Genomic DNA, 22361 nt, shown 5'->3' on the forward strand with positions numbered 1-22361 from the left:
CACGCTTTAGCACACAATCTAAGAAAGAAAGTTGCCTAAAGAGGACAACTTTTTCTATTTTCCAAAATAATATACATTTTACCGAAATAAAAAATCCGCCTCAAATTTTGTTGTGAGACGGATTCTTACATTACTAAAAAATATCTAAAGAATTAATTGTTTTATAACCAAGTTACAACGCCTGAATCTACACAGTAGTTTGCACCTATTATCTTGATTTTCCCTTCTTTTTCTAAGGTGTTCAAGGTTGTACTTTGGTTACGAATGTCTTCTATTGTTTGTATAACGTTCTGGTGATTTAATCTTTCTAATAAATCTGCATTTTTAGAAGAACGTTCTTCACCGTCTTTTATAATTTCGTCGATAATTGGATTGAAATGATCAACCAAATGACACAAATTATTCATTCCGGTTTTGTGAATTGCTTCAGCGTCTAATCCGCCTTTCAAAGCGCCACATTTAGAGTGTCCTAAGACAACAATCAATTTAGAGCCAGCCACATTTGTTCCAAATTCCATCGAACCTAAAATATCTTGATTAACGAAATTACCAGCAATTCGTACACTGAAAATATCTCCTAAACCTTGATCGAAAATTAGTTCCGCAGAAGTACGGCTATCAATACAGCTCAAAACAACCGCAAACGGCCATTGTCCCTCTCTTGTATCATTCACTTGCGAAAGTAAATCTCTGTTTGCTTTTAAGTTTTGAACAAATCTTGCATTTCCTTCTTTTAAAAATTCTAACGCTTTCTCTGGAGTTGTTGTCGCTTGAGTTTCTGATGTATTTGCTTTCATTATATTTAATTTTATTGTGGGTGTTTTAATTTTTATATGTTTTTTACAGATTAATGAGCTCCAGCAACTAAGACGTAACCAAAAAACTCTCTGAATGATGGGGGATTATCGACTGTTCCACGTTCGGAAATTAGTCGAATATTAATGTTATTATTTTTTGCTTTGACTTTAAATTCATCTAAATATTCAATAATATCATAATCTAAAATTCGTGTTTTACGAACATCTAATTCAAGATTAGAACCAGGTTTCAAACCATCTAATTCTTTTACAATTGCACCGCGGTTTACAAACGTTACCTCCTCAGCAAAATTCATATGGAAAACATTTCCTTCTTTCACCAACATTACGTGCGAGTTGTTGTACGATTTGATTAACGAAACCACTACACCAACAATAAGACCAATGATGATACCTTTTAATAAATCTGTTGCCAAAATTGCAATAACTGTTACTGCGAACGGAATTAACTGATCTTTTCCTAATTTTTTCATATCCAAGAATTGTTTCGGATTACCTAATTTGTATCCAATAACCAATAGAATAGAAGCTAAAACCGCATTTGGAATTAAATTTAAAAACATTGGAATAGAGATCACACTCACTAATAATAAAACACCGTGCGTAATTGTAGAAAGTTTTGTAAGCCCGCCACTCATTGCATTTGCAGATGAACGTACAATAACTTGCGTAACAGGTAAACCTCCAATTAAACCAGCTAAAGAGTTTCCGACACCTTGTGCAATCAATTCTCGATTTGTAGGTGTTTGACGCTTTAAAGGATCTAATTTATCAGTTGCTTCTACAGATAATAAAGTCTCTAATGACGCTACAATTGCGATGGTAAATGCAACTTGCCAAACCATAGGATTTGTTAATCCAGAGGCGAAATCGGGCATAGTAAATTGTCCTAAGAAATCTGAAACACTTTCAGGAACAGGAACTTTTACTAATAAATTGTGGTCGATAGAAAATACTTCGTGGTTGGTATCACCAATTGTAACTTGGTACAAAATACCTACTAATACAGCTACTAATGATCCTGGTAATAATTTGAAAAAGTTTGATTTTTTTCCTAAAATATTATCCCAAACAATCAAGATAAATAAAGAGATTGCTGTAATAATAATGGCTCCTGGCGTGATAAAATCTAAACTAAAATTACTAAAACTAAATGTTTCTGTATAGCCTAACGCTAATGGAATTTGTTTCAAGAAAATTGAAATACCAATCGCACATAACATTCCTTTAATCACCGAAGATGGAAAGTAATAACCAATAACTCCGGCTTTTAGAATACCTAGTAATATTTGAAAAATTCCGGCGATAACAACCGCGACTAAAAATAGTTCGTAAGCACCCAAATCTGTAATAGCAGTTAATACAATAACGACCAAACCAGCCGCAGGACCAGAAACACCAATTTGAGATTTAGAAATAAGACCAACAACAATTCCTCCTACAATTCCCGCAATAATTCCGGCAAATAAAGGCGCACCACTGGCCAACGCAACACCTAAACATAAAGGCAATGCTACGAAAAAGACAACAATACTCGCAGGTATGTCCTTTTTCCAATTTTGAAAAAGATTCATAATAGTTTTAAAATGAATTATTTAATAATTTGAAATGATAAAAATAAATTTGCTATCCATTCAATAGATTTGAATAGGATGATGCAAAAAATCAATTAAAAAATTAAACTAATTCAGGAGGTGGAGTTGTCACACCATTATCTAAAGATGCATATGCATTAGAATGATGAAAATCCGAATATGTAATTTGTTTCACATTAAAAAATGTAAACAATTTTATTTCGTGGAAATAATGTATTTTTTCTGTAATTTCGCTCGAAGAATTTTTCTGATTATTTTCTTCTTCAGTTGAAGTTTGAGAAAACAAAGCTTTTTGATCATTGTCAGAAGAATCTTTTTTGTCTTGCTGCTCCAATCTCATCTGATAATCTACATAACCCGCTAACCCTTGCATGTTCGTACTGAACACCAAAAGAAGCGTGAAAAAAATTCCAATGCTATGTTTTATCAGGTAGTCTTTCATTATGTCACAAAAATATATTTTAATTTTTAATTACAAAATAGAGAACATCATTTTTAATAAATATTTATCATTTTATTTTATGACGCTTAACAATGTTTATTGATTTTAAATATTGTCTAGATATAAAATTGATATCATAAATCATTTTTACACAATTTTTTTAAGAATAAATTTGCAAAAAGTTAAATTTTGAGAAAGTATATAAGTGTAATGTTTTTAGTTGCTTTAGTTGCAACTACTTTCGGGCAAGGGAAAAATAATAAAGGTAAATTTTATGTTTATTGGGGTTGGAATCACGCGCAGTATACAAAATCAGATATTCAGTTCAAAGGAGATGGATACGATTTTACGTTAGATAATGTAGCAGCTCATGACCGTCAAACTTCTTTTGGAATCAAGTATTTCAATCCAAGTTCTATGACGATTCCGCAATATAACTTCCGTTTAGGTTACTTTGTTTCGGATAATTGGAATATCTCTTTCGGGATTGACCACATGAAATATGTGATGGATCAAGACCAAGTTGTAAAAATGAATGGTCACATCAACACAGGTTCAGATTACGATGGAACATATAATAATGTTGATCAAAAATTAACAGAAGATTTCTTAACGTTTGAACATACAGATGGTTTGAACTATGCTAATTTAGAGGTTCGTCGTTTTGATAATATTCAACATTTCCCAATTACAAAAAATGGAAAAGGAATCGATGTTAACGTAACAGCTGGTTTGGGAGCAGGGATTTTATATCCACGTTCTAACGTAAAATTGATGGGTAATGAACGTTATGATGAGTTTCACTTAGCAGGTTTTGCTACAGCTGCAATGGTTGGGATCAACTTTACTTTTTGGGATTATTTCTTTGTACAAGCCGAATTAAAAGGTGGATATGCTAACTTAAGTGATATTCGTACAACTGCAAACAAAGCTGATAAAGCAAAACAAGATATTGTATTCTCTCAACAGAATTTAGTTTTTGGAGCAATTATTCCAGTTTTTACTCATAAAAATAAGTTAAACTTTTAATTAAGTGGTTTAATATAAAATATATAGCCTAATTTTAAGAATCGATTAGACGATTTGAAAAAAATTATTAGCGGAGACATCATTTAAGTACAATTTGTACTGGATGATGTCTTTTTTTATCTATAAATTTACCTTTCTCGATAAAGAATTGTTACTTTTACAATTATTTAGATTTGAAATTAACATGAATAGATTTTCTGTATTAGTCGCAAGTATCTTGATATCGACAACAGCAATGGGACAAAAAGTAATGACGCCAGAACTTCTTTGGCAAGTAAAAAAAGTAGCTCCAGTTGGAGTAACGAAAGATCAAAAAAATCTGATTTACAAAGTAACTTCTACTAATGTTAAAACGCAAGAAGATACGTCGAAAACGTATATGATTTCGTTGGCAGGAGGAAAAGCTTCAGAAATCGAAGATTATAAAACACTTTTGGCTGATGAATCGTTGAATAAATCTCAACAATATAAAGCAGAAATTGATAAAGTTAAATTACAAAAAGTTTTTGGTTCTGATTATTATCCAGAAATGGACAAATCGAATGTGCAGATTTATAACGAATTAAATTACAGACATTGGGATACTTGGAATGATGGTAATTACGATCATTTATTTGTATCAGAAAATAAAGAAGGTTCGACTAAAATTGATGTTTTAAAAGACGAACCATATTCTGTATCAGAATTTGTTTGGACGCCAGATGGAACAAAAGTTTTGTATGTTTCTAAGAAGGAATTTGGAACGGATTACGCATTAAGCACAAATACAGATATTTATCAATACGATTTAGCAACGAAAACGACGAAAAATATCACAGAAGGAAAAATGGGTTATGACAATACACCAAGTTTTTCTTCTCAAGGAGATTTTGCATTTTTGAGCATGGAGCGCGATGGTTACGAGGCAGATAAAAATGACTTAATCGTTCGTCGTGGTGATATCGAAATGAATATTACAAAACATTGGGACGGAACCGTACAAGGTTATAAATGGAGCAATGATGGTAACAAAATTTATTTCAATGCGCCAGTAGGAGGAACAATTCAATTATTTGAGGTTGATGTAAACTTCAAAATGAGAAAAATGCCTTTCATCAAACAAATTACAAAAGGTGATTTTGACATTGCAGACATCAAAGAAATTGTTGGTAATAAAGCAATTGTTACAAAAACAGATATCAATCACGCTGCAGAAATTTATGTAGTTGATTTGAAATCTGGAGCATTAACGCAATTAACAAACGAAAACAAAGATATCTTCGATAACATTGCGTTGAGTGATGTAAAAGCACGTAAAATTAAAACTACAGACGGAAAAGAAATGTTTGCATGGGTAATTTATCCACCAAATTTTGATCCGAATAAAAAGTATCCAACTTTATTGTATTGTCAAGGTGGACCACAATCTGCTTTAACGCAATTTTATTCTCCTCGTTGGAATTTCCAATTAATGGCAGCACAAGGGTATATTGTAATTGCGCCAAACCGTCGTGGAATGCCAGGTCATGGAGTAGAGTGGAATGAGCAAATTTCTAAAGATTGGGGAGGACAAGTAATGCAAGATTATTTGGCTGCGATTGATGATATCTCGAAAGAATCTTATGTAGATAAAGATCGTCTTGGTGCTGTTGGTGCATCTTACGGAGGATATTCTGTTTATTATTTAGCAGGTATTCACGAAGGTCGTTTCAAGTCTTTTATTGCACATAATGGTGTTTTCGATTTGAAATCGATGTACGGAACTACAGAAGAAATTTTCTTTACAAACTGGGATGCTGGTGGTGCTTGGTGGGAAACAAATAACAAAGCTGCGCAAAAAACGTACTCTAAATTTGATCCAAGTAGTACAGAATTAGTAAATAAATGGAATACGCCAATGTTAATTTATGTTGGAGGTCATGATTATCGCGTGCCAATGGGACAAGGACAAGAGGCTTATCAAATTTTACAATTGAAAGGAATCAAATCTCGTTTTATTTATTTCCCTGAAGAAAATCACTGGGTGTTAAAACCACAAAATTCTGTGATTTGGCATACAGAATTTTTCAAGTGGTTAAAAGAAACATTGTAATTCATTTGATTTATAAATCATAACTATAATTTAAAAGTGCAATTTCTATAGAAATTGCACTTTTTTTATTTCTTTGAAAATCAATGACAATATCTAATAAACGAACCAATTATTTTTTAAAATTTTGTAGAGTAGAATAATCGTTGTAAATTCAAAAACATAAGTCAAAACCCAATTTATGAGTAAGGATAATAACAAAATATATTTTTCGAATAGCCCATTTACAAACGGACACAAAGTAATAGATTTTGTTTGGAGTGCTCGCCTTGATGAAAATTTTGACCTTTGGATGGATCTTCATTTAGAGTCAGATAATTATGACGAAGAAGAAGAATATAAAGATGATTTAGATGAAATAGATGACATTTCTGAAGAGAATGCCGAAAAGCAACTTTGGATTAATTATGATCACGCAATCATCTCGAGTACATATTGGAACAATAAAGGAATAAAGATCAAAAATGATGTGCAATTAGATTTTAATCAACTCAATAAAAAAACATTCGAAATTGATTCACTTCCAGTGAATTTGGACGAACCTGAAAACCTTGCTTTTGGTATTTCGATGTTAGGAAATGACACAGTTGCTCAGCACGAAATTACGTTTTTAGATACAGAAGAATTTGGTGTTTTTGACATTAAATGGAAAGGAAAAATTGCCAATACATATTTAGGAGAAACCGATTTTGATTACGATTTTTATGTCTATATGAAGAACATAAAATTTAACGGAATTAAAGTTCATCCATCGTTAGAAAAAGAAAAAGTTACAGCATTTTTTGAGAAAATTTTAACTCATTTTAATGATTTTGAATTAGTGGATACTGACGAATTAGAGTTAGAAAACTATATTCTGAAAATTAAAAGACAAGAAGATTAAAAAATAAATTTACCTTAGATTCATAATTACACTCCTAAACCATTTATATGATCAACCAAATCATCAAAAATTGTGAAGACGAAGAAATTCAGTTTCTCAACGAAATTCAACCTTTTGGATATTTGATAGGAATTCATAAAAATTCGCATCAAATTGAATTTTTTTCTCAAAATATTGATGAATTATTTAAAATTTCTACTGAAAAGATATTAAGCCAACATATTAATCAACTTCATGATTTTGAGCTTGATTTTGATGAGGTTTTGAATTTAGAACAAGGTGAATTTTACCGAACTAATACAAAAGTTAATTCAAAAACCTACCATTTAACAGTTTATCATTTTGATGAATTGATTTATTTGGAGTTAGAAGAATTAATTATTTTAGAAAACAGATTAGCTTATTATAATTTTTCTGAACAAATCCTGTACTCTAAGTCTATAAGCTCAACTTGGGATAGGTTGATTTCATCTATCAAGAGTTTGATTCATTACGAGAGAGTAATGTTGTATAAATTTTTGGAAGATGGTAGTGGCGTTGTTATAGCGGAAGAAAGTGATAAGGGATTAGATTCTTATATGGGGTTGCGTTTTCCAGAATTTGATATTCCTAAACAAGCACGTCAACTGTATTTAAAGAAAAAAAGCCGTTTGGTTGCAGATGTTGATAGTAAAAGAATCATTTTAATTAGTAATGAGAATTATCAAAAAATAAACTTGATGTACTCTTCTGTTAGAGCACTTTCTCCGATACATCTACAGTATTTACGCAATGCTAATTGTGAAGCAAGTTTCTCTATTTCTATTGTAATTAACGAAAAATTGTGGGGAATTGTAGCATGTCAGAATTCCAAGCCAAAATTTATTCCAAATCAAGTTCGTTTGCAAACTGAATTATTGACGCGTCAAGCAAGGTTGACTTATGTGAATTTTAAATCAACTGAACGATTAAAGTTCCAAAATTATTTTAATGAAACTGCAATCAAGCTGAAAGAGAATCTTTTAACCGAAGAGAATCTTCAGCAATCAATGAACAATAATCTAAAAGAGGTTCTTAACCTTACAAAGGCAAATGGAATTGCATTGGTTAATTTTGATGATGTTTTTGTGGAAGGAGAAACACCAGATAAACATGAGATTTTACGTATAAAAGAGTGGGCATTTAAAAGAAACTCGGCACGTTTATTCACTTCAAATACTTTTTATTTAGATTATGGACAAGAACTTAATCTTAGTCCAAATTCGGCAGGAGTAATGTTTTGTTTTCTAAATCAAACGTACGAACATTTTATTATTTGGTTCAAAAAAGAACAAGTTCAAACCTTAGATTGGGCTGGAGAACCAAGTAAAATTAAAAATGTAGATGTTATAAATGGCGATGAAATACATAGTTTTTCTCCTCGAACTTCTTTCAAAATTTGGCAAGAGAATATTAAGAATAAATCGTTTATTTGGTTAGATAAGGAGAAATATGTTGCCAAAGAAGTAATAAAGTTAATTATAGAAACACTTCATTTACAATCATTCAAAATTCATAGTTTATATGAGCAATTAAAGGAAATAAATGACGAATTAGACTCGTTTACCTATACAGTTTCTCACGATTTACGTACACCTTTATCGGTGATGAAATTGAATTGTCAGATGCTTCAAAGAAGTTTGAAAGATGATGAAATTAAAAATGATCGATTAAAAAGTGTTATTGAAGAAATTGATCGAATGACACAAATGATGCAGGATCTTTTGGCGTTGAGTAAAGCTAAAAAATCAGAAATTGTATTGTCTACAATCGAAACAAAGCCAATCATAGAAAAGATTATACACGATGTTTTGTTGTATTATAAAATTAACAATACTGAAGTTGTTGTAGAAGAAATACATAATGTTTTGGGAGATAAAACGATGTTTTATGAGGTTTTTCTGAATATTATTGGTAATGCAATAAAATATTCCTCTCAAGCAAAACATCCAAAGATTGAAATATCATCTGAAATCAATAATAAAGAAGTTATCTTCAAAATAAAAGATAACGGAATTGGTATAAAAGAAGAAGATTATAATAAAATGTTCAAGCTATTTAGCAGAATGTCTAACACTGGAAACATTTCTGGAAACGGAGTTGGACTTTCGATTGCGCATAGAATGATGGATAGAATGAATGGTGGTATATCTTTTGAGAGTAGAGTAGGAGAAGGAACAACTTTTATATTAACATTTAAAAAAAATCTAACGAATGCTATCTGATTATTTAAAAGAAAAAACAGCGGTTTATCACAAAGAAATTGAAGATAAATTAGAGTCGAATAAATTGTTTAACAGCACATTTACAGATAAAAATTACTATAAAATGTTGCAGGTTAATCATATTTTTCTAAAATCGTATGAAGATTCTATTAAAGAATTTTTGAATGAAAAAGACTTAGAAAATTTAGCCTTAACAAAACTCAATAAATTGTCTTTGATTCAACAAGATATTAACGAGTTGGGCTTAGAAGAATTGAATGTGCCAAAACAATTTGAATTACAAAATAGAGCCGAAGCAATTGGAGCTTTGTATGTGATAGAAGGTTCCATGCTTGGCGGAAATGTTATTGCAAAAACACTGAAAAAGTATCCATTTTTAGAGAATAAAAGTTTCAATTATTTTGGACATTATGGTGAAAACCTTGGTCAAATCTGGAAAACTTTTATTGGTTATATCAATCAAGAATTTACAACAGAAGAAGAGCAACAACAAGTTTTTGAAGGTGCTAAAAAAGCCTACGAAGATTTGATAAGTTTTGCTTAGAAAAAATATTTTTTTATGAAGTAATTAAAATTATTGATTAGAATAATTATATTCAAGTGTAAATTATCCTAATTAAGATAAGCTATTTTATCAGATTATTAACTGTTAATCCAATCATCAAATGATCGGTATGAGATGCTTTAAGACTTTGTAACATGTAACCAGCTTCTAAACTAAAAGTAGGCGAAATAACGTAACCAAAGCTTAAACCAAGTCGATTTCTATCAAACGTTTTATCTTTTACAGTTTGTAGAAAAATCTCATCATACGCTTTCAAATACCACGTGTTTTCGATTAATTTGGCATTATTTAGCGGAACAGTTGCAGTCAATTGATAACGAAATCTAAATTGTGTATCATTTTCTAAAAAGCGTTCTTCGACACGAAAGCGATGCGCGAAATTAAAACGTTGTAAAGCATGTTTTGTATTGAATTGTTGATACAAACGATGTTCGTGACTATGAGCATAATCGTCTGTAGCAGTAGGAGTTCTGTTTTGAATGTAGGCGTAACCAGCTAAAATTGTATTGTTATTTTCGGTTAAGTTGTAACCAATTCCTCCACGAATCAAAAGTTGTTGTAACTGATCTAAATCTTCGTACGAACGATATTGTATATCCGACTGAAAATTAAAATCTTTATTGATTTTTTGATTGATATTTAAGGTATTCCAAGTTCTAAAATTACTTTCTTGTGCATGCACACCGAAGTTGGCTAAAACAATAAAACAGGCTAATATTTTCTTCATTCATTCAATTTTAACGAAAAATAAAAAAAGACACGAAAACGAATCGTGTCTTTTGTCATTATAAATTAAATTTATTTTGTTACATTTTCACTTTTGGTAGAATATCTTTTCCAAAAATTTCGATAGATTTCATCATATCCAAGTGATTTGGCGCTCCCACGTCCATGTGTGCAGAAAAACGAGTTAAACCAAACATTTCCTGATATTTCAAAATACGATCAACCGCTAAAGAAGCGTCTCCAACAATCAAATGTCCATTTGTAGAACGTCCATAGTCAAACTGTGGTTTTGTATATTTTGGCCAACCTCTACTTGCTCCAATTCTATTCATTTGTGCACCATAAATTGGAAAATATTCTTCTGCAATTTTTTCGCTATCTTCTCCAAAAAAAGAGTGCATGTGAACGCCAATTTGCATCGTTTTAATATCATGACCATTTTCGATATAAACTTGTTTATAAATTTCGAACAGATAGTTAAAATCAGCAGGATTGCCTCCAATAATCGCGAAAATAATAGGTAAACCTAATGTTGCAGCACGTACAATTGATGATTTTGTTCCGCCAACAGCAATCCAAATAGGTAGTTTTTCTTGCACAGGCTTTGGATAAACACTTTGATTAATAATTGGCATTCTAAATTTTCCGCGCCAATTGATTACTTCGTTTTTATTTAAATCTAAAAGTAAACGAAGTTTTTCATCAAAAAGAGCATCGTAATCGTTTAAATCATAACCGAAAAGAGGAAAAGATTCGATGAATGAACCGCGTCCAGCCATAATTTCAGCACGACCATTCGATAAATTGTCAACACTAGCAAAATCTTGATACAACTTTACGGGATCTGTAGAACTGATGACAGAAACGGCACTTCCCAACTTAATATTTTTTGTAACTGTAGACAAAGCAGCCAAAATAATTTCTGGAGAAGAAACTGCGTAATCAGGACGATGATGTTCTCCAATTCCAAAGAAATCTAATCCAATTTCGTCCATTAATTTCACTTCTTCTATAATCTCACTCATACGTTGTTGAGGAGTTTGTGTATAACCAGTTTTAGGATCAATATGTAGATCGCCAAACATTCCTATTCCTAATTCCATACTATTTTAGATTTAGTCAAATTTACGTATAGAATTTTAGATTTAAATTGATGTAGGATAGGAAAGAAAAAAGAGTTCATTCAAATTTAATCGAATGAACTCTTTTTTCTTATTTTTAAACGGGTTTTTATCCGTGTATAGCTTCTTTATTTCCGTAAGATTGAATCAAATTTCCTTCAAAATCCAACCATTCTTTCCAACGTTTGTCAACATCAACATCAGTTGAAAGTTTTCGAGCAAAATTTAAGAAAGTTGTGTAATGATTCGCTTCCGAAACCATCAAATCATAGTAAAATTTTGCTAATTCTTCGTCATTAATATTTTGAGATAATGTTCTAAAACGCTCACAACTTCTGGCTTCAATCATCGCAGCAAATAACAAACGATCCACAAAAGCCATATTACGGGAACCATCTTTTTTACAAAATTTCATCAACTGACCAACATAATCATCTTTTCGCTCGCGACCTAATTTGTATCCACGACGCTCGATAATTTCTACAACCATTTTGAAATGTTGCATTTCTTCGATTGCAATATCCGACATTTCCTGAATAAATTCGTCATGTTCAGAATTATATGCAATCATTGTTATCGCATTTGTCGCTGCTTTTTGTTCGCACCAGGCATGATCTGTTAAAATTTCTTCTAAATTTCTTTCCGCAATATCAGCCCAACGTGGGTCTGTTAAAAGTTTTAATCCAAGCATTTTCGAAAATTCTTAAAGTTCAAATTTACGAAATTATATTGTGTAAAATTGCACATCAAGATTCTTATCATTTATTCAGGAATCAAGTAAATTCATAAATTGAGCACTAATTTTATTAGATAATTTTTTTCTCAATCATTTCTAATATCACATCCGATGCATGTTTGAAAGTTGGTGCTTGTTCCGTCAAACTTGCTGCATTTTTTTTGTTCACTTTAAAAATCAAATCTTTTTCAGTTGTAAATAATAAAGCATTTGTAAATGGATTTTTGATGTAAGAACTCAAAATTAAAAAAGTCTGTTCAACACTATGAAATTGCTCAACTTCTTCGGTTTTATAACGAAATGTGAAGGCAAAATTGTACTCATTATTTTCTAAAAGATGTAAACGAACAAATATATTTTTAAGATCAGTATCTCCAATAGTTTTGGCCATTGTAAGTTTTGCAAAAGTTCCTTCTTTGATACTTGATTTTACTTGCCCGAAAAATTCTTCAAAAACAGTTTGATAAGACATTTTATATAATTTTAGCTGCAAATTTACATTAAAATAAGCCAAATTGGGTGTATAATATTTAATCTTCCAATTAAGAAACAGAAAGTGTAATTTTGTGGGATGAAAAAACTTTTAATCATTGGTCAAGTTTGGCCAGAACCAACTTCTTCTGCGGCAGGAACTCGAATGATTCAGTTAATTGATTGTTTCCAAAAAGCTGAATTTGAGATAACTTTTGCCTGCGCTGCTTCAAAATCTGATTATAGTTTTGATTTGATTTTGAAAGGAATAAAAGAAGTTGTAATTCAGTTAAATGATGAAAGTTTTGATAATTTTATTAAACAATTAAATCCTGAAATTGTTCTTTTTGATCGTTTTATGATTGAAGAACAATATGGTTGGCGAGTTTCGAAAGAATGTCCAAATGCATTGAAAATTTTGGACACAGAAGATTTACATTTTCTACGAAATGCGCGACAAGAAGCAGCTAAAAAAGGAATAGAATTTACAGAAGATTTATTGTTTTCTGATTTAGCAAAACGAGAAATAGCGTCTATTTTACGCTGTGATTTATCGTTGATGATTTCGAAAAAGGAAATAGAAATTCTACAAAATCAATTTAAAATTGATGAAAAAATCTTGTATTATTTGCCTTTTTTAGAAAATGAAATTACAGAAGAAAAAATTAATTCTTGGAAAAGTTTTGAAGAAAGAGAATATTTTATGTTTATCGGAAATTTTATTCATGAACCTAATTTTAATTGTGTTCAGACCTTAAAAAAAGAAATTTGGCCAATTTTGAGAAAGAAACTTCCGAAAGCTGAATTACATATTTATGGTGCTTATGCAACGCAAAAAGTTTTGCAATTAAATAATCCTTCCGAACGATTTTTGATCAAAAGTAGAGCAGAAAATGCGCAAGAAACGATGTCAAATTACAAAGTTTTGTTGGCGCCGATTAATTTTGGCGCTGGTGTAAAAGGAAAGTTTGTGGATGCAATGCAAACTGGAACTCCTTCGGTTACGACTACGATTGGAGCAGAAGCAATGAAAGATAATTTTGATTGGAATGGTTTTGTAGAAGATGATTTTGAAGCGTTTGTGGAGAAAGCTATTTTGCTTTACAATAATGAGAAAGAGTGGGAAATTGCTCAACAAAATGGAATCAAAATTCTGAACGAGAATTACAATAAAAATAAATTTGAAGCTGATTTTTTAGAGAAAATTAAATCGATTGAAGCAAATTTAATCCAACATCGAAATCAAAATTTTATTGGTCAAATTTTGCAACATCATCATCATCAAAGTACAAAATATATGTCACTTTGGATTGAACAGAAAAACAAAAACCTTTCGAAATAGGGTGGTTTTTGTTGATTATTCTACTTTGAAGCTATTTACAATTTTGACAAAATCGCTTTTCATTATTTCTTGATTTTCGAAACTGCAATATTGTAAAATCTGATAGACAAATTCTTTCGTTTCGATTACAGTTTGCAAGAAATAAATATGTCCAGATTCGGGATCATTTGTTTCAAATTCGGTATAAGCATAATTGAATCCCTGTTCGTAGGCAACATAAGGTTTTTTGATATAATTAAACCCTTTTTGTGTTTTATATGGCTCGATAGAATTTAGCGTATAATCAATCATATCCAAATTAGAATCTGCCAATTTTAATTCATCTTTGTGTTCAAAAATCACAAATCCATACGAATTCGGCTTTGGAGCAAGACTTTCAAATTGAATAGTTGCATAATCATTTAACCCAACTGTACGTTGAAAATCTTTTGGAATAGTTAACGCAAACGATTCAGCTCCATGTATTTTCTGTTGAGCAAAAGCGGTAATACATGTAAAAAGAGAGGCGATGAATAACAATTTTTTCATTGGATGAATTTAGATGACGAATATAAAAAAAGCCTTGATTATCCCAAGGCTATAACGTTATTATTTAAAATAAATTGTTTATTTCGTTGAACAAGAATTATTTCCTGATTGACAAGGCGAAGTTCCTTCTACAATTTTAACACCTTCAACTTCTTTTATTTTACCAAAACCTCCAGCAACGTCAATCAAATTTTCGTAACCACGAGCGCGTAAAATTGAAGAGAAAATCATTGAACGATATCCTCCTGCACAATGTACCAAATAGGTTTCTTCTGGATCGATTAATTTCATTGATTCGTTGATGAAATCTAATGGAGCTGTAATTGCACCTTCTACGTGAGAAGTTTCATATTCACCTGGCTTACGAACGTCCAAAATTTTTAATTCAGTTTCATCAACTAACTCTACAAACTCTTCTGGAGAAACCGAAACAATTTCATCGAAATCTTTTTCAGCTTCAGCCCAAGCTTGGAAACCATTGTTCAAAAATCCGATTACATTGTCATATCCGACACGAGCCAAACGTGTTACCGCTTCCTCTTCTTCACCAATTTCTGCAATTAACAAAATTGGTTGTTTGATATCTGTGATTAATGTACCAACCCAAGGTGCAAAATTTCCTCTAATTCCAATATTGATGGAGTTTGGAATAAATCCAGCTGCAAAAGTTTGAGGATCGCGAACATCTAAAATTAACGCATTTGTATCTTCCGCAACTTGCATAAATTCGTCTGGAAATAAAGCTTTATTCGCACGTTCTTTCACTACATCCAAAGATTCAACACCCAATTTGTTCATCATTACATTTTCTGGAAAATAGAATGGAGGAGGTAATAATCCTGAAGTTAATTCTACGATAAACTCTTCTTTTGTCATGTTAGGATTCAACGCATAATTTACTTCTTTTTGATTTCCTAATGTATCAAAAGTTTCTTTACTCATGTTTTTTCCACAAGCAGAACCCGCTCCGTGAGCAGGATATACAATTATATCATTAGCTAAAGGCATAATTTTTGTTCGTAACGAATCAAATAAATAACCTGCTAATTTTTCTTGTGTTAAATCTGTATTTAATTTTTGTGCTAAATCTGGACGACCAACATCACCAATAAATAAAGTGTCCCCAGTAAAAAGAGCGTAATCTTTACCGTTTTCATCTTTCAATAAATACGTTGTACTTTCCATTGTATGTCCAGGTGTATGCAATACTGTGATTGTAATATTACCTAAAGTAAAAACTTCTCCATCTGATGCAATATGTGCATCAAAATTTGTTTCTGCTGTAGGCCCATAGACAATTGTAGCTCCAGTTTTTTGCGCTAAATCAACGTGTCCAGAAACGAAATCTGCATGGAAATGCGTCTCGAAAATATACTTGATTTTAGCGTTATCTTTTGTAGCTTGATCGATGTAAGATTGTATTTCTCTTAATGGATCGATAATTGCAACTTCACCATTGCTTTCAATATAATAGGCACCTTGTGCAAGACATCCGGTGTAAATTTGTTCAATTTTCATAAGAATAATTTAGTGTGTAAAAATACAAATAATTAAAATTAGAATTTTCCTCTGATGGACTAATTCTGATACTTTTCTTCTATTTAAAATCAAATAAGATTGATAGTTATAGCTAAAACTATGAATGAAATCATAGGTTATTTCGTCATCTTTTTTAAATTAATAAACAATTCATTTCCTGCGCGAGGAGGAATCGAATTATAACAATTTTCCATTACCTTGAAATCAAAATAATCGTTGAAATACGTCTGATATTCAGTTTTATCACCTCCAAAAGGTGGCGTGTTATTTCCGAATTCTCTGTTGAATAATACACCAACTAATTTTCCGTTTTCGGCTAACAGTTCGTTCATTTTGATGCTATAACTTTGACGTAATTTTGGATCTAACGCACAGAAAAAAGTTTGTTCTAAAATCAAATCAAATTCACCATCTAACTCAAAAAAATCTTGATGAAGAACTTTGATATTGGGATTATGTTTAAATTTTTCTTTGATTTTTTCGACTACAATTTCCGAAATATCAATCAATGTAATATTCGTAAAGCCTTGTTCCAAAAGATATTCTGCTTCGTAAGCATTTCCACAACCTGGAATCAGAATTCTGATATTTTTATCTTCCAATTGATCGATATACTCTTTTAGTGGAGTAGAAGGAGCTTTTAAATCCCAACCAGTTTGATTTGTGATGTATTTATCGTTCCAAAAATTTTCGTTCAGTTCCATACTTTAAATTATTGAATTATAAATTCTTCGATGAACATAAAAATTGCCATTAAAATAATGAAGATTGCAAATGTTCGTTTTAGAAATTGTACTGGTAAAAATTTGTTGATGTAGGTTCCGACAAGAATTCCAACCATAGAAATTCCAATGAAAACACTCAAAAAACTCCAATCAATTTTGATGTGTAAAGCATCACCAATAAAAAATCCGATAAGTGAATTGATGGCAATAATTACCAACGAAGTTGCCGAAGCTCTTTTCATATCTAATTTTGCAACCATCATTAATGCCGGAACAATCAAAAAACCACCGCCAGCACCAACCATTCCTGTTAATCCTCCGATTAAAAATCCTTGAATTAATAAAAGAGGATTTAGCTTATCATTTTTCTGATTAATTTGTTCTTCTTTCTTCCCTTTTAACATAGAAATAGCTGCGAAAACCATCAGAATAGCGAATAAACCAAACATTGCCATTCGACGTGTGACGATAAAATCGCCTATAGAAAATAAATTACTTGGCAGGGCAGGAATTAAAAATGCACGAACCAATGTAATTCCAACAACAGCTGGTAATCCAAATTGAAAAACGACTTTCCAATCAACCATTTTTTGCGAAGCTTGCTTTATTCCTCCAATCAATCCTGTCGATCCAACGATGCATAATGAATAAGCAGTAGCAATTTTTTCGTCGAAATGAAAAATATACGCTAAAATAGGAACGGCTAAAATAGATCCACCACCACCAAGAACTCCCATAATTAGTCCGATGAAGAAGGCACCTACAAAACCAAAAAACTCTATAAAATCCATTTTTTTCTCTCGATTTTTACAAATCTATAGCAAATACAATAACAATTACTATAGGTATATTATGAAATATTGTTGTAAATTAATACAAATGCCTACTAAATCAATAGACGTGTATTATTTTACTTTTTTTAATTATTATGCAAATTTGGTGTAACATTTTCAAAAAAACTGCTACTAATGTTACATAAGCATAATAGATAAAAACTTAAAAAATACTAAATGAAGAAAATTTTTATGTCTATCTTATTTGCAGGATCAGCATTATTTGGTCAGCAAATAAAATTTGATGAGTATACTCTAGCAAACGGATTGCATGTTATCCTTCATCAAGATAATTCTGCTCCAGTTATTACAACAGGTGTTATGTATCACGTAGGTTCGAAAGATGAGCAAGTTGGTAAAACAGGTTTTGCACACTTTTTTGAGCATTTATTATTTGAAGGAACAGAGAATATTAAGAGAGGTGAATGGTTCAAAATTGTTTCTTCTCATGGAGGTTCTAACAATGCGAATACAACAACGGACAGAACATATTATTACGAAACTTTTCCATCAAATAATTTAGAATTAGGATTATGGATGGAATCTGATCGTTTGCGTCAACCAATCATCAATCAAATTGGCGTCGATACACAAAAAGAAGTTGTAAAAGAAGAAAAACGTTCTCGTTTAGACAATCAACCTTATGGTAAATTTTCGTACGGAGAAGCGGTTAATCCTCACGTTTTCAAAAAACATCCTTACCGTTGGAGTGTAATTGGTTCTTTTGAGGATTTGAGTAATGCAAAATTAGACGATTTCAAACACTTTAGTCAAACTTTTTATGTGCCAAATAATGCTGTATTAGTTGTTGCGGGTGATTTTAATAAAGACGAAGCAAAGAAATTAATTGAGAAATATTTTGGTGTAATTCCAAGAGGAAAAGATGTTGTGAAAACTGTTGAGAAGGAAGATCCAATTACATCAGAAATTCGTGCAACAGAATATGATGCAAATATTCAGATTCCTTTATTGGCGATTAATTATCGTACGCCAGATAACAAATCAAAAGATGCTTATGCATTAGAAATGTTATCAAGCTATTTAACAGGTGGAAAATCATCAGTTTTATATAAAAAATATGTTGACGAGAAAAAAGAAGCATTACAAATATTTGCTTTCAATCGTCAAATGGAAGATTACGGAATTTATTCAATCGGAATTTTACCTCAAGGAGAAGTTTCTTTGGATAAATTAGAAGGAGATTTACAACAAGATATAGAAAAAGTTCAAACAAATTTGATTTCTGAAGAAGATTACCAAAAAATCTTAAATGGAATTGAAAATAGTTTTGTGGCTTCAAAATCGGGTGTTCAAAACATTGCACATGCTTTAGCGGATGCTTATATGTTGGGCGGAGATACAAATAAAATCAACGAAGAATTGAAAGTTTATCAATCTGTAACAAGAGAAGATATTCGCAATGTTGCTAAAAAGTATCTAAACAAAAACCAACGTGTAATTATTCATTATTTACCAGAATCTAAAAAAGCTGCAAAATAAAAAACAACCGAATTATGAAAACAAAAATATTATCTCTTGCAATCGCTTTTATGGCAGTTAGCTTAAATGCGCAAGTGGCGATTCCAATGCCAAAACCAGGTCCAGCACCGACGGTTAATTTAGGAAAATCGAACGAATTCAAATTAAAAAATGGTTTAACAGTTATCGTTGTTGAAAATCATAAATTACCACGAGTTTCTGCTACATTAACAATCGATAATCCACCATTTGCATTAGGTACAAAAAAAGGAGCAGAGTCTTTGTTGAGCGAAATGTTAGGAACAGGAACGATAACAAAATCTAAAGATGATTTCAATAAACGTATTGAGTTTTTAGGTGCTCGTGTTAACTTTTGGGAAGAAGGAGCTTCTGCAAGTTCTTTGACAAAATATTTCAACGAGATTTTTGGTTATATGGCAGATGGAGCTATGAATCCAAACTTTACTGAAAGTGAATTTGCGGATGTTAAAAAACGCTACATCGAAGGTTTAAAGTCGAATGAAAAATCTGTAGAAGCTGCAGCATCTCGCGTTTCGAATATATTAGTTTATGGAAAAAATAATCCTTTCTCAGAATTTGATACACCAGCCCAAATTGAGAAAATTACATTGCAAGATGTGAAGGATTACTACAATACCTACTACAAACCAAACAATGCTTATTTGATTGTTGTTGGAGATATCTCGACAAAAGATGTAAAAGCATTGGCGGAGAAAAACTTTAATTCTTGGCAAGCAGGAAAATTAAATATTCCAGCATTTCCAAAAGTAGAAGAGGTTACAAAAACGGAATTAAACGCGATTAATATGCCTAATGCAGTGCAATCTGTGGTTTCGGTTTCGTATCCAGTTCAGTTAACGAAGAAAGATCCAGATTATTATGCAGCGTTAATTGCGTCGTCTATTTTAGGGGGAGATTTCAATTCGAAATTGAATATGAATCTTCGTGAAGCGCATGGTTGGACATATGGTGCACGTGGTGGAGTTTCTGATTCTCGTTACATTGGACGTTTCAATACTAATGCAACTGTTCGTAACGAAGTGACGGATTCTGCTATCGTTGAGACGATGAAAGAAATTAAAGGAATGACGTTAAACAAAATTGATCAACAAACGTTGAATGATGTAAAAGCAAAATTCTTAGGAAACTTTATCTTGACTTTAGAAAGTCCTTCTACGGTTGCTAACCAGGCTTTAACGAAAAAGACAAATCAATTATCAGATAGTTTTTATGCAGATTATATCAAAAATATAAATGCTGTAACAATTGATGATGTTTTACGTGTTTCGAAAAAATATTTCCGTCCAGATCAAGCAAAAATCAATGTAACAGGTAAATTAGAGCAAATTGCACCAGCTTTAGAAAAATTAGGTTACCCAGTTAATTACTACGATTCTTTCGGAAATAAAACAGATAAACCAACTTCTGGTGCAAAAACTACAACCGTTACTGTTGCTCAAATTACAGATAATTTTTTCAAAGCTATTGGTGGTGCGGACAAAGTGAAAGCTGTAAAATCGATTGCTCAAAAAGGAAAAATTGAGATGATGGGTAGAAATGGTGAATATACATCTAAATCTGCTGCGCCTAATAAAACTTTTGTAGGTTATAATATAGGTGGACTTATTATTAAACAAATTTTTGACGGTGAGAAAGGGTTTGTTTTCCAAGGACAAAAATTTGATTTACCAGCTGAAATGACAGCTCCTTTAAAGAAAACAAGTTCTTTGTTTGTACCATTGTCAGAAGGTTATAAAACGGCTAAAGTAGAAGGAATCGTTTCTGAAAACGGAGTTGAATATTACAAAGTTGTTGCTGCAGATATTTCTCGTACAGATTATTATGATGTAAAAACTAGCTTGTTAATGAAATCTGAACAAGAAATGAAATCTCCACAAGGAGAAATGGTTGCGACGACGATAAACAAAGGATATAAAACTTTTGAAGGTATTTTAATGCCAACAGAAATTTTAACAGAAGCTGGACCTCAAACAGCTAAAATAGTAATTGAATCAGTAGAAATTAATAAAAACGTTTCTGACGCAGATTTTAAATAACAATTCTTTTAAATATTTTTCAAATTAAAAGGCAATTCGTATTTTTCGGATTGTCTTTTTTTATACCACTATGATGAATAAAACCTCTTAGCGTAAAAAATAAGGTAATTAAAGAAGAGTATCAAGAGATTATAGATCAGCGTATGCTAGAATTGCGTAGAAAAAGAGCAGAAAAACTTGAGATTAATAACTGAAAATTCTTTTTAAAAATGAATAAATCTTATTTTTGAGAAATTTTTAATCAAAAAACAAAATATATAATGGCAACAATCAATTGGCAAACGGTAAAGGAGTACGAAGATATCACGTTCAAGAAATGTGATGGAGTAATGCGTATAGCATTTAATCGTCCTGAAGTTCGTAATGCATTTCGCCCAAAAACTGTTTTCGAATTATTAGATGCTTTTCAATTAGCAGAAGAAGATCGTGAAGTTGGTGTAATTTTATTGACAGGAGAAGGACCATCTGCAAAAGATGGTGGTTGGGCTTTTTGTTCTGGAGGTGATCAACGCGTTCGTGGTGCAAAAGGTTATGAAGGACAAGATGGTGTTGGACGTTTGAATATTTTAGAAGTTCAGCGTTTAATTCGTTTTTCGACAAAAGTTGTTGTAGCCGTTGTAAATGGTTGGGCAGTAGGAGGAGGACATTCTTTGCACGTGGTTTGTGACATGACATTGGCTTCTAAAGAACATGCGATTTTCAAACAAACTGATGCAGATGTAGCTTCATTTGATGGTGGTTACGGTTCGGCTTATTTGGCAAAACAAGTTGGTCAAAAACGTGCCCGTGAAATCTTTTTCTTAGGATTGAATTACTCTGCACAAGAGGCTTACGATATGGGAATGGTAAATTTAGTTGTTCCGCATGACGAGTTAGAACAAGTTGCTTTTGATTGGGCACAAGAGATTTTAACAAAATCGCCAACAGCAATTAAAATGTTGAAATATGCATTCAATTTGGTAGATGATGGTTTAGTTGGACAACAAATTTTTGCAGGAGAAACCACACGTTTTGCATATGGTACAGAAGAGGCTGTAGAAGGTCGTAATGCATTCTTAGAAAAACGTCCAAGAGATTTTTCAAAATTTAGATAAGAAAATTTTCAAAATATAAACGAAAAGCGATGTTTAACATCGCTTT

Annotated in this window: 20 protein-coding genes; 9 read left to right on the forward strand and 11 right to left on the reverse strand. The window is 31.6% G+C overall.

Annotated features, from left to right (window positions below; genetic code table 11):
- Positions 1 to 161 precede the first annotated feature (161 nt).
- The 3 genes from G0Q09_RS11655 to G0Q09_RS11665 all read right to left on the reverse strand — a co-directional run bounded on the left by G0Q09_RS11655 (position 162) and on the right by G0Q09_RS11665 (position 2786).
- Positions 162 to 797, reverse strand: coding sequence for a carbonic anhydrase (locus G0Q09_RS11655; RefSeq protein ID WP_219034997.1), 636 nt, complete (start codon positions 795 to 797; stop codon positions 162 to 164).
- 50 nt (positions 798 to 847) lie between these two features.
- Positions 848 to 2392 carry a SulP family inorganic anion transporter gene (locus G0Q09_RS11660; protein WP_038333625.1) on the reverse strand — a complete coding sequence of 515 codons (1545 nt, stop codon included), beginning with the start codon at positions 2390 to 2392 and terminating at the stop codon, positions 848 to 850.
- A gap of 103 nt (positions 2393 to 2495) precedes the next feature.
- Positions 2496 to 2786: a hypothetical protein gene (locus tag G0Q09_RS11665; protein WP_219034998.1), complete on the reverse strand. Its 291-nt coding sequence runs from the start codon at positions 2784 to 2786 to the stop codon at positions 2496 to 2498.
- Between the two features lie 258 nt (positions 2787 to 3044).
- Between G0Q09_RS11665 and G0Q09_RS11670 the strand changes: the two genes are divergently transcribed.
- The 5 genes from G0Q09_RS11670 (at position 3045) to G0Q09_RS11690 (ending at position 9622) form a co-directional block, all read left to right on the forward strand.
- Positions 3045 to 3884 carry a hypothetical protein gene (locus G0Q09_RS11670; protein ID WP_236688191.1) on the forward strand — a complete coding sequence of 280 codons (840 nt, stop codon included), beginning with the start codon at positions 3045 to 3047 and terminating at the stop codon, positions 3882 to 3884.
- A gap of 184 nt (positions 3885 to 4068) precedes the next feature.
- Positions 4069 to 5955 carry a S9 family peptidase gene (locus G0Q09_RS11675; protein WP_219034999.1) on the forward strand — a complete coding sequence of 629 codons (1887 nt, stop codon included), beginning with the start codon at positions 4069 to 4071 and terminating at the stop codon, positions 5953 to 5955.
- A gap of 178 nt (positions 5956 to 6133) precedes the next feature.
- Positions 6134 to 6835: a hypothetical protein gene (locus tag G0Q09_RS11680; RefSeq protein ID WP_219035000.1), complete on the forward strand. Its 702-nt coding sequence runs from the start codon at positions 6134 to 6136 to the stop codon at positions 6833 to 6835.
- 47 nt (positions 6836 to 6882) lie between these two features.
- Positions 6883 to 9078, forward strand: a complete 2196-nt coding sequence (locus G0Q09_RS11685; RefSeq protein ID WP_219035001.1) for an ATP-binding protein — start codon at positions 6883 to 6885, stop codon at positions 9076 to 9078.
- Complete coding sequence (locus G0Q09_RS11690; RefSeq protein ID WP_219035002.1) at positions 9068 to 9622, forward strand: biliverdin-producing heme oxygenase; 555 nt, start codon at positions 9068 to 9070, stop codon at positions 9620 to 9622. Before G0Q09_RS11685 ends, G0Q09_RS11690 begins: the two co-directional genes overlap by 11 nt.
- An 82-nt stretch (positions 9623 to 9704) precedes the next feature.
- On the opposite strand, the gene G0Q09_RS11695 is transcribed toward G0Q09_RS11690, so the two are convergent.
- The 4 genes from G0Q09_RS11695 to G0Q09_RS11710 form a co-directional block, all read right to left on the reverse strand.
- Complete coding sequence (locus G0Q09_RS11695) at positions 9705 to 10370, reverse strand: DUF2490 domain-containing protein (RefSeq protein WP_219035003.1); 666 nt, start codon at positions 10368 to 10370, stop codon at positions 9705 to 9707.
- Positions 10371 to 10449: 79 nt separating this feature from the next.
- Complete coding sequence (locus G0Q09_RS11700; RefSeq protein ID WP_219035004.1) at positions 10450 to 11472, reverse strand: LLM class flavin-dependent oxidoreductase; 1023 nt, start codon at positions 11470 to 11472, stop codon at positions 10450 to 10452.
- A gap of 127 nt (positions 11473 to 11599) precedes the next feature.
- Positions 11600 to 12181 carry a MiaE family protein gene (locus G0Q09_RS11705; protein ID WP_115001228.1) on the reverse strand — a complete coding sequence of 194 codons (582 nt, stop codon included), beginning with the start codon at positions 12179 to 12181 and terminating at the stop codon, positions 11600 to 11602.
- Between the two features lie 115 nt (positions 12182 to 12296).
- A complete protein-coding gene (locus G0Q09_RS11710) occupies positions 12297 to 12698 on the reverse strand; it encodes a hypothetical protein (RefSeq protein WP_219035005.1) in 402 nt (133 codons plus the stop codon).
- Positions 12699 to 12797: 99 nt separating this feature from the next.
- On the opposite strand from G0Q09_RS11710, the gene G0Q09_RS11715 reads away from it, so the two are divergent.
- Positions 12798 to 14039 (forward strand): glycosyltransferase, encoded by a 1242-nt coding sequence (locus G0Q09_RS11715; protein ID WP_219035006.1) that lies wholly within the window; start codon positions 12798 to 12800, stop codon positions 14037 to 14039.
- Positions 14040 to 14054: 15 nt separating this feature from the next.
- Here the strand turns inward: G0Q09_RS11715 and G0Q09_RS11720 are convergent, their stop codons facing one another.
- From G0Q09_RS11720 to G0Q09_RS11735, 4 genes are all read right to left on the reverse strand, one after another.
- Positions 14055 to 14567, reverse strand: coding sequence for a hypothetical protein (locus tag G0Q09_RS11720; RefSeq protein WP_180906231.1), 513 nt, complete (start codon positions 14565 to 14567; stop codon positions 14055 to 14057).
- A 78-nt stretch (positions 14568 to 14645) separates the two neighbouring features.
- The gene (locus G0Q09_RS11725) at positions 14646 to 16085 is read right to left on the reverse strand and encodes an MBL fold metallo-hydrolase (RefSeq protein WP_219035007.1); all 1440 of its coding nucleotides are present in this window, start codon (positions 16083 to 16085) and stop codon (positions 14646 to 14648) included.
- Between the two features lie 137 nt (positions 16086 to 16222).
- Positions 16223 to 16810: a methyltransferase domain-containing protein gene (locus G0Q09_RS11730; protein ID WP_115001220.1), complete on the reverse strand. Its 588-nt coding sequence runs from the start codon at positions 16808 to 16810 to the stop codon at positions 16223 to 16225.
- 8 nt (positions 16811 to 16818) lie between these two features.
- Positions 16819 to 17622: a sulfite exporter TauE/SafE family protein gene (locus G0Q09_RS11735; protein ID WP_219035008.1), complete on the reverse strand. Its 804-nt coding sequence runs from the start codon at positions 17620 to 17622 to the stop codon at positions 16819 to 16821.
- 219 nt (positions 17623 to 17841) lie between these two features.
- On the opposite strand from G0Q09_RS11735, the gene G0Q09_RS11740 reads away from it, so the two are divergent.
- The 3 genes from G0Q09_RS11740 (at position 17842) to G0Q09_RS11750 (ending at position 22315) form a co-directional block, all read left to right on the forward strand.
- Positions 17842 to 19164: a M16 family metallopeptidase gene (locus G0Q09_RS11740; protein ID WP_219035009.1), complete on the forward strand. Its 1323-nt coding sequence runs from the start codon at positions 17842 to 17844 to the stop codon at positions 19162 to 19164.
- Between the two features lie 14 nt (positions 19165 to 19178).
- A complete protein-coding gene (locus tag G0Q09_RS11745; RefSeq protein ID WP_257468216.1) occupies positions 19179 to 21221 on the forward strand; it encodes a M16 family metallopeptidase in 2043 nt (680 codons plus the stop codon).
- Positions 21222 to 21481: 260 nt separating this feature from the next.
- Positions 21482 to 22315 carry a 1,4-dihydroxy-2-naphthoyl-CoA synthase gene (locus G0Q09_RS11750; protein ID WP_114999699.1) on the forward strand — a complete coding sequence of 278 codons (834 nt, stop codon included), beginning with the start codon at positions 21482 to 21484 and terminating at the stop codon, positions 22313 to 22315.
- The last annotated feature ends 46 nt before the right edge of the window (positions 22316 to 22361 follow it).

This window comes from Empedobacter falsenii, assembly GCF_019308355.1.
Classification (GTDB): Bacteria; Bacteroidota; Bacteroidia; order Flavobacteriales; family Weeksellaceae; genus Empedobacter; species Empedobacter falsenii_B.

Coding starts and splice junctions, on each gene's coding strand:
- G0Q09_RS11710 (WP_219035005.1), bottom strand. CDS start 12,698: ATGTCTTATCAAACTGTTTTTGAAGAATTTTTCGGGCAAGTAAAATCA.
- G0Q09_RS11685 (WP_219035001.1), top strand. CDS start 6,883: ATGATCAACCAAATCATCAAAAATTGTGAAGACGAAGAAATTCAGTTT.
- G0Q09_RS11715 (WP_219035006.1), top strand. CDS start 12,798: ATGAAAAAACTTTTAATCATTGGTCAAGTTTGGCCAGAACCAACTTCT.
- G0Q09_RS11655 (WP_219034997.1), bottom strand. CDS start 797: ATGAAAGCAAATACATCAGAAACTCAAGCGACAACAACTCCAGAGAAA.
- G0Q09_RS11730 (WP_115001220.1), bottom strand. CDS start 16,810: ATGGAACTGAACGAAAATTTTTGGAACGATAAATACATCACAAATCAA.
- G0Q09_RS11675 (WP_219034999.1), top strand. CDS start 4,069: ATGAATAGATTTTCTGTATTAGTCGCAAGTATCTTGATATCGACAACA.
- G0Q09_RS11680 (WP_219035000.1), top strand. CDS start 6,134: ATGAGTAAGGATAATAACAAAATATATTTTTCGAATAGCCCATTTACA.
- G0Q09_RS11745 (WP_257468216.1), top strand. CDS start 19,179: ATGAAAACAAAAATATTATCTCTTGCAATCGCTTTTATGGCAGTTAGC.
- G0Q09_RS11690 (WP_219035002.1), top strand. CDS start 9,068: ATGCTATCTGATTATTTAAAAGAAAAAACAGCGGTTTATCACAAAGAA.
- G0Q09_RS11725 (WP_219035007.1), bottom strand. CDS start 16,085: ATGAAAATTGAACAAATTTACACCGGATGTCTTGCACAAGGTGCCTAT.
- G0Q09_RS11750 (WP_114999699.1), top strand. CDS start 21,482: ATGGCAACAATCAATTGGCAAACGGTAAAGGAGTACGAAGATATCACG.
- G0Q09_RS11660 (WP_038333625.1), bottom strand. CDS start 2,392: ATGAATCTTTTTCAAAATTGGAAAAAGGACATACCTGCGAGTATTGTT.
- G0Q09_RS11700 (WP_219035004.1), bottom strand. CDS start 11,472: ATGGAATTAGGAATAGGAATGTTTGGCGATCTACATATTGATCCTAAA.
- G0Q09_RS11695 (WP_219035003.1), bottom strand. CDS start 10,370: ATGAAGAAAATATTAGCCTGTTTTATTGTTTTAGCCAACTTCGGTGTG.
- G0Q09_RS11735 (WP_219035008.1), bottom strand. CDS start 17,622: ATGGATTTTATAGAGTTTTTTGGTTTTGTAGGTGCCTTCTTCATCGGA.
- G0Q09_RS11705 (WP_115001228.1), bottom strand. CDS start 12,181: ATGCTTGGATTAAAACTTTTAACAGACCCACGTTGGGCTGATATTGCG.
- G0Q09_RS11665 (WP_219034998.1), bottom strand. CDS start 2,786: ATGCAAGGGTTAGCGGGTTATGTAGATTATCAGATGAGATTGGAGCAG.
- G0Q09_RS11740 (WP_219035009.1), top strand. CDS start 17,842: ATGAAGAAAATTTTTATGTCTATCTTATTTGCAGGATCAGCATTATTT.
- G0Q09_RS11720 (WP_180906231.1), bottom strand. CDS start 14,567: ATGAAAAAATTGTTATTCATCGCCTCTCTTTTTACATGTATTACCGCT.